The organism is Microbacterium sp. HMWF026 (assembly GCF_003061325.1).
In the GTDB taxonomy this organism is placed as follows: Bacteria; Actinomycetota; Actinomycetes; order Actinomycetales; family Microbacteriaceae; genus Microbacterium; species Microbacterium testaceum_E.
In genome coordinates this window covers 1-6,857 of sequence record NZ_QAJB01000330.1, presented here as the reverse complement: position 1 = coordinate 6,857, position 6,857 = coordinate 1, and the positions used below count along the sequence as shown (strand labels likewise).

9 protein-coding genes are annotated in these 6,857 nt (G+C 69.5%); 1 reads left to right on the top strand and 8 read right to left on the bottom strand.

The features are described from left to right. From DBR36_RS12515 to idi, 7 genes are all read right to left on the bottom strand, one after another. The coding region (locus DBR36_RS12515; protein ID WP_181373587.1) for a prenyltransferase at positions 1-884 on the bottom strand (884 nt) is incomplete at its 3' end. Further along, complete coding sequence (locus tag DBR36_RS12510; RefSeq protein WP_108319861.1) at positions 881-1,198, bottom strand: lycopene cyclase domain-containing protein; 318 nt, start codon at positions 1,196-1,198, stop codon at positions 881-883. The genes DBR36_RS12515 and DBR36_RS12510, both read right to left, overlap by 4 nt. After that, on the bottom strand, positions 1,195-1,524 hold the full coding sequence (locus tag DBR36_RS12505) for a lycopene cyclase domain-containing protein (protein ID WP_108319859.1): 330 nt from the start codon (positions 1,522-1,524) through the stop codon (positions 1,195-1,197). The genes DBR36_RS12510 and DBR36_RS12505 overlap by 4 nt, the downstream gene beginning before the upstream one ends. 1 nt (position 1,525) lies before the next feature. Further along, positions 1,526-3,082: a phytoene desaturase family protein gene (gene crtI, locus DBR36_RS12500; protein WP_108319857.1), complete on the bottom strand. Its 1,557-nt coding sequence runs from the start codon at positions 3,080-3,082 to the stop codon at positions 1,526-1,528. After that, a complete protein-coding gene (locus tag DBR36_RS12495; protein ID WP_108319855.1) occupies positions 3,079-3,948 on the bottom strand; it encodes a squalene/phytoene synthase family protein in 870 nt (289 codons plus the stop codon). The genes crtI and DBR36_RS12495 overlap by 4 nt, the downstream gene beginning before the upstream one ends. Beyond that, positions 3,945-5,015 carry a polyprenyl synthetase family protein gene (locus tag DBR36_RS12490; RefSeq protein ID WP_258222802.1) on the bottom strand — a complete coding sequence of 357 codons (1,071 nt, stop codon included), beginning with the start codon at positions 5,013-5,015 and terminating at the stop codon, positions 3,945-3,947. Before DBR36_RS12490 ends, DBR36_RS12495 begins: the two co-directional genes overlap by 4 nt. Beyond that, complete coding sequence (gene idi, locus DBR36_RS12485) at positions 5,012-5,563, bottom strand: isopentenyl-diphosphate Delta-isomerase (protein ID WP_108319853.1); 552 nt, start codon at positions 5,561-5,563, stop codon at positions 5,012-5,014. The genes DBR36_RS12490 and idi overlap by 4 nt, the downstream gene beginning before the upstream one ends. 111 nt (positions 5,564-5,674) lie before the next feature. On the opposite strand from idi, the gene DBR36_RS12480 reads away from it, so the two are divergent. Further along, positions 5,675-6,106 carry a MarR family winged helix-turn-helix transcriptional regulator gene (locus DBR36_RS12480; RefSeq protein WP_258222800.1) on the top strand — a complete coding sequence of 144 codons (432 nt, stop codon included), beginning with the start codon at positions 5,675-5,677 and terminating at the stop codon, positions 6,104-6,106. On the opposite strand, the gene DBR36_RS12475 is transcribed toward DBR36_RS12480, so the two are convergent. Continuing rightward, positions 6,090-6,749: an SUMF1/EgtB/PvdO family nonheme iron enzyme gene (locus DBR36_RS12475; protein ID WP_108319851.1), complete on the bottom strand. Its 660-nt coding sequence runs from the start codon at positions 6,747-6,749 to the stop codon at positions 6,090-6,092. The two genes, DBR36_RS12480 and DBR36_RS12475, sit on opposite strands and share 17 nt — an antisense overlap. Positions 6,750-6,857 lie beyond the last annotated feature (108 nt).

Below are 6,857 nucleotides of genomic sequence, written 5' to 3'. Positions count from 1 at the left end.
CTCAAGAACCACCACCAGATCAGCAGCATCGTCGTGCCGAAGCCGGCGATCTGGTTCAACCACAAGAAGCGGTTCCATCCGGCGGTGGCGCGGTCGCTGTCGGCATCCGTCACGTTCCGGTACGGCCAGCACACGACCAGGTACGGGATCACGAGCACGGCGGCCAGCGGACCGGGCCAGGCCGTGAAGAGCATCGCCACACCGGCCAGAAGGTAGGAGATCAGCGCGAAGCGCACGGTCCACCGGGCTCCGCGGGCCGTGGCGATCGACGAGATATCGGCGGCGCGGTCGGCTTCGACGTCCTGCACGGCGCCGAAGGCGTGCGAGGCGATGCCCCACAGCGCGAACGCGACGAACACGAACACGAGCTGCCACGTCCACACGGCGCCGGCGAGCACCAGGCCGTACACGGCGGGTGAGAAGAAGTGGATGCTGCTGGTCATCGAGTCGAGGAACGGGCGTTCTTTGAGTCGCAGCGGCGGCGCCGAGTAGAACACGACGAAGAACAGGCTGAGCGCCAGCACGAGCCACGACAGCGGCGACCCGATGATGACGAGGTACACCACGAACGGCAGGCACGACAGCGTCGACGCCCACAGCGTGATGGGGTGCATGCGCTTGGCGAGCACGGCGCCGTGCGTTCCGCCCTTGCGGGGGTTGCGCAGGTCGGACTCGTAGTCGAAGACGTCGTTCACGCCGTACATCGCGAGGTTGTAGGGCACGAGGAAGAACAGGATGCCGATGATCAGCGGCGCGTCGATCTGCCGCGTGGTCAGCAGGTAGGCGGCGGCGAAGGGGAAGGCGGTGTTGATCCAGCTCACCGGCCGCGACGACACGAACAGCTCGCGGACGATGCGTCCGGGGGTCAGTGCGGGGAGGGTCATGCGGCATCCTTCGGGGACGGGGCGGAAGACAGCAGCGTGTACACCGCCGGCACGAGGAACGCCGCGCACAGCGGGTAGGCGAAGTCCTCGACGGGGGCGAGTCCGAGCTTGAGGCCGCTCAGGTGCTCGGGCGGGTACGAGAACAGGTCGACGGCGATCATGAGGTTGTCGAACACGAGGGTCAGGCCGACCAGCACCAGGGCGGTGAGACCCGAGGATGCCATGCGCTGGCGGAACCGCGGCAGCCGCGCCGTCGCGAGGGTGACGATCACCGTGAGCACCACGAACGGCAGCACGATGAGCGGGTAGGTCACGACGGCACCCGCTCGCGCGCCGCCGCGCGCCGTTCGAATACGGCGAACATCACGACGGCCAGGTAGCTCAGGAACAGCAGGAAGAAGACCTCTTCGAGCGGCAGGTGCGGGGCGAGCATGACGCCGACGAACAGGGGGCTCTCGCCCTTGACGAACACGCCGGTGACGATGCCGACGACGTCCCACGCGAGGAAGAACGCCGTCCCGACGAGCACGGCGATCGTCGTGCGCACGGGGGCGACCCTCAGCGCGAGCGAGTACTTCCAGTCGATGAGGCCCATGCCGACCAGTGAGAAGAGGATCGCGCCCAGGTAGATCCCGGGCATGTCAGACCGCCGCGCGCGCGGGTTCCGCCAGGGGGCCGGGGGTGGTGTCGCCCGTCATGCGCTTGACCACGAGCTCGGCCGAGATGAGGCACATCGGCAGGCCGATGCCCGGCAGCACCGAGGTGCCCGCGTAGTAGAGGTTGTCGACCTTGCGCGAGCGGTTCTTGGGGCGGAAGATCGCGCTCTGGTTGAGCGTGTGCGCGAGTCCGAGCGAGTTGCCGTGCCACGCGTGCAGGTCTTCTTTGAAGTCTTCGGGCGCGATGGTCTTGCGCACGACGATGCGGTCGGCGAAGTCGGGGATGCCGGTCCATTCGCCGATCTGCGCGATGACGCGGTCGGCCGCGGCTTCGATGCGCGGGTCGCCGGCGCCCGAGACACCGCCGCGGCCGCTGTCGGGGTCGGCGGGGACGGGGACGAGCACGAACAGGTTCTCGTGCCCCTCGGGGGCGACGGAGTCGTCCGAGGCGCTGGGGCGGCAGATGTAGATCGACGCGGGGTCGGGGATCTTCTTGTCCTCGCCGAAGATGGCGTCGAAGTTGGTGTGCCAGTCGTCGGTGAACAGCAGCGTGTGGTGGGGGAGCTGCGGCAGCTCGCCCGTGACGCCGAGCAGCAGCAGCAGCGCGCCGGGGCTGGGCACCTTGTCCTTCCACCACTTCTCGGGGTACTGGCGGTCCTTCTCTTCGAGCAGGACGTTCTCGGTGTGGTGCAGGTCGGCGCCCGAGACCACGGCATCCGCGGCGATCACGCGTCCGTCGGCGAGGCGCACGCCGCGCGCGGTGCCGGAGTCGGTGATGATGGCTTCGACCGGCGACGAGGTCTCGATGCGCACGCCGCGTTCGCGGGCGAGCTTCTCGATGGCTTTGATGATCTCGGTCATGCCGCCCTTGGGGTACAGCACGCCGTCGCCCAGGTCGAGGTGGCTCATCAGGTGGTACAGGCTCGGCACCTCGAACGGCGAGCCGCCGAGGAACACCGCGGGGTAGGCGAGGATCTGCTGCAGCCGCGTGTTCTTGAAGTCGTCGGTGACGCGCTTCCAGAGCGTGCGGGTGAGCAGCGGGATCAGGGTGGGCAGTCGCTTGATCAGCGCGGGGTCGCGCAGGCCCTTGGTCGACGAGTACGGGTCGTACAAGAACTTCGAGGTCGACAGCTCGTAGGCGTCCTTGGCTGAGTCGAGGTACTTCTCGATGTTGTCGCCCGAGCCGGGCTCGTGCTTCTCGAACAGCGCGCGCACGGCTTCGCGTCCCGAGACGATGTCGATGGGCTCGCCCTTGCCCGGGGGGCCGTAGACGCGGTACGCCGGGTCGAGGCGCACGAGGTCGAGCTGCTCGTCGGCGCTGGTGCCGAGCAGGCGGAAAAAGTGGTCGAACACCTCGGGCATGAGGTACCAGCTGGGGCCGGTGTCGAAGCGGAAGCCGTCCTGCTCCCACGATCCGGCGCGGCCGCCGAGGGCGTCACGGGCTTCGAACAGCTGGACGTCGTGTCCGCGGTCGGCGAGCAGTGCGGCGGTGCCGAGTCCGGCGATCCCGCCTCCGACGACGACGATGCGCTGGGCGCTCATGAGCGTGGTCCTTTCGGGGGCCGCCCCAGAAGGGCGCGGGCGGCGAGGGTGGCTTTGACGCCGTCGGGCACGCGAACGCGCGGGGCTCCGGCGGGGGTCGCGCGCAGGCGCCGCGACAATTCGGCGAACAGGTCGTGCGCCGTGGTCACGGCGGCCCGGCAGTCGGGCGGAAGGTGGGGGATGACGGATGCCGCGGCGGCGAGGTCGGCGTCGATCCGGTCGAGCACGGCGGTGCGGCGGTCGTCGTCGGCGGCCCCGTCGAGGTAGTCCCGGCCGAGGCGGTCGGCGTCGTCGGCGAGGTCGCGCAAGAAGTTGACGTCCTGGAAGGCCGCGCCCAGGCGCCGTGCGCCGTCGACGATGTCGGCGGCGGGGCGGGCCGGGGCCGACATTCCGGCGTTGAGGAAGACCTGCAGGCACATCAGCCCGACGACCTCCGCCGAACCGTAGACGTAGGCGTCGTGCGAGACGTCGTCGTGCGAGGCGGTGTCGAGGTCGGTGCGCATGGAGGCGAAGAACGGGGCGATCAGGTCGGCCCCGATGCCGCACTCCCGCGCGGTGCGGGCGAAGGCGTGTACGACGAGGTTGGCGCTGAAGCCGGTGGCGATGGCATCCATCACCTCGGTTTCGAGGGCGTCGAGCACGTGGCGTTCCCGCTCGGGAGAGAGGCCGGCGTCGTGGGCGGGTCCGTCGACGATCTCGTCGGCGACGCGCACGAGGGCGTAGATGTTGCGGACGTGCGGGCGCGGGCGGGGCCCGAGCAGCTTGGTCGCGATGCCGAACGAGGTGGAGTAGCGGTTGATGACGGCGGCGGCGGCGGCGTCGGCCGTCTGCGAATACAGTTCGAGGCCCGTGGGCGCGGTGCTCACGGAACGCGCTCCGCCACCATGTCGACGAGTTCGATCAGCATGGTCTTGCACTCTGTCGGCAGGGTCGACAGGCTCACGATGTTGACGGCTTCGTCGAGGGTGTCGTAGACCAGGCGCTCGAGGGCCTTGCGGGCGCCCGAGTTGGCCAGGGCGGTCTGGGCGACGCGGATCGCGACGGGGCCGGTGTGCGCCTGGGCGAGGGCTTCGCTGACCTCGGGCCAGCTCGCAGTTTCGCGTGCGAGCGAGATCAGGTGGGTCTTCTTGGCCTCGCGCAGGTCGCAGCCCTCGTCCTTGCCCGACACCTCGGGCGAGCCGAAGGCGCCGATCAGGTCGTCGATCAGCTGGTACGCCAGGCCCAGTCGCTCGCCGAAACGCTCGAGGGCGTGGAGGGTGGAGTCGTCGGCGCCGGCCATGACGGCTCCGGCCTGCAGGGGGGCCGAGAACGAGTAGACGGCGGTCTTGTCGCGCGTGGCCTGCAGGATCGTCATGGGGTCGAGGTCGGCCGAGGTGATGGAGTTCTCGACGTCGGCGAGTTCTCCGGCGGTCGAGACGATCACGGCGTCTTCGACGAGCGTGACGAGGTCGGCGCGCCTCTCGGCGGGGACGTTGCTCAGGGCGACCAGGCGCGTGGCCTCGTGCAGCAGCAGGTCGCCGGCCAGGATGCCGGCGGCCGTGCCGAGCAGAGAGGCTCCGGTCTCGTCGGCGCCCTTGTCGAGGCCGCGCTGGCGGAATTCTCCGCCGACGTTCGGGATGCCGCGTCGCTCGAGGTCGTGGTCGATGACGTCGTCGTGCACGACGAAGGCGGTGTGCAGCAGCTCGAACGCGGCCGAGATGCGCCAGAGGTCCGACAGGTTGACGCCGTCGCCGTCGAGCGTGTCGTAGGCCGCCGCGACGAGCAGGGGACGGAAGCGCTTGCCGCCGGTGGTCGCACGGCGGATGGCGGATGCCAGGGCGTGCGCGCCGTCGCCCAGGGGGAGCAGGCGGTGCTCGAGGCGTTCGAGCGAGGTCTCGATGGCGTCTTCGATCTCTTGACGCGCGGTGGGGGCACTGGGGACGGCAAAGATCACGAGGCTCTCCTCACGGCGGGTGCGGGGTCGAACAGGTGCAGCTGCTGCGCCTGGAGCACGAGCCACGGGCTGAACGCCCAGGGAGTCGTCTCGAGCGAGGCGGCGAGTTCGAGGGGGTCGACCCAGCGGTACTCGGCGACCTCGTCGGGGTGGGGCTGCGGTTCGTCGTCGGTGCGCGCGACGTACACGGGGCAGATCTCGTGCTCGACGATGCCGCTGGCGTCGACGGCGCGGTAGCGGAAGGTCGGCAGCGCGAGCTCGACGTCGCGGACGCGCAGGCCCACCTCGAACTCTCCGCGGCGGTGCACGGCGGCGGTCATCGCCTCGCCCGGGCCGGGGTGGCCGCAGAACGAGTTGGTCCAGACGCCGGGCCACGTCTTCTTGTGCAGAGCGCGACGGGTGACGAGCACCTGGCCCTGGCTGTTGACGACGTGGCACGAGAATGCGAGGTGCAGACGCGTGTCGGTATCGTGCACGTCGGCCTTGGGCGCCGTGCCGATCTCGTTGCCGAAGTCGTCCAGGAGGACGACATATTCGGTCTCGCTCATCGTGCCTCCCGTTTGCTAGTTTAGCTAGCGATGTGAGCCCGACAATACCGTGACCGAAAGGGGGTGTCCACCGTGCCGGATGCCGTGTCGACCTCTGCTACGAGGCCTGCCGTGCTCGAAACCCTTCGTGCCGTGCAGTCGCTCAGTGACGCCCTCGATCGCATGCACAGCGGCATGAAGGGCGACATGGACATGAACGCCAGCGACCTGGCGACGTTGCGCATGTTGACCATCCGGGAGCGCCGCGGAGAGATGGTCAGCCCCCACGACGTGGCCACCCACCTGCGCATCTCGACGGCATCCACGACCAAGCTCATCGACCGGCTCGTCGCCTCGGGTCACCTCGAGAGGCGCAAGCACCCGTCCGACGGCCGTTCGCGGGTGGTCGTGCTGACCGACAAGTCGCGTCGCGAGTTCTTCCAGCATTTCGGCGTGCACCTGGGCGCGATGCGCGAGACGGCGGATCAGTACGACGATGCGCAGCTGACGACGGTCGCCGCCTTCATGGAGCAGTTGACCGAGGCGATCACGACCGACGACTGAGCGGTCCGCGCGCGACGCGCACGCCCACGTCGTCGAACGCCTCCCGCGGCCGGCCCCCACGTCGGGCCGCGGCCCGCACGACGTTCGGCTGGTCCGCCCACCCGCCGCCGCGGAACACGCGCGCGTCGGATTCACCCTCGGGGTCATACAGGTCGAAGCACCACTCCCATACGTTTCCGAGGGTGTCGAACAGTCCGTTGAGGTTCGGCATCCGGATGCCGACCTCGGCCGGGTGACCCAGCCCGTCGGCGGCGGTCCACGCGACCTCGCGCACGGGCCCGTACGCGATGCCCGTCGACCCCGCGCGGCAGGCGTACTCCCACTCGTCCTCGGTGGGCAGGCGGAAGCCCTCGGAGTCGGGGTCGCCCGTGACGAGCTCGCCGTCGAACGAGTACACGGGGTCGAGGCCCTCCCACTCGCTGAGCGCGTTGCACAGGCGGATCGCGCGCAGCCAGCTCATGTGCGTGGCGGGTCGACGGGAATTCTGCGACGGGATGCCGAGCAACTCGGCGACCTGCTCCTCGGTGACGGCGTACCGCCCGATCTCGAACGCCTGGACGACAATCTCGCGGCGTTCGCTGCCGCGCTGATCGATGCGCAGCACGCTACCGGCGGCGATACGCGCCATCTCCATGTCGCTCATGTGCGATCTACCCACTCTCTTGGCAGCACGATCGCTACGTAGTCAAGCGTGCGCCAGCGCGGGGGAGTGGACGGGTGGGGTGACAGGCGAGGGGGAGTGATGTACGGG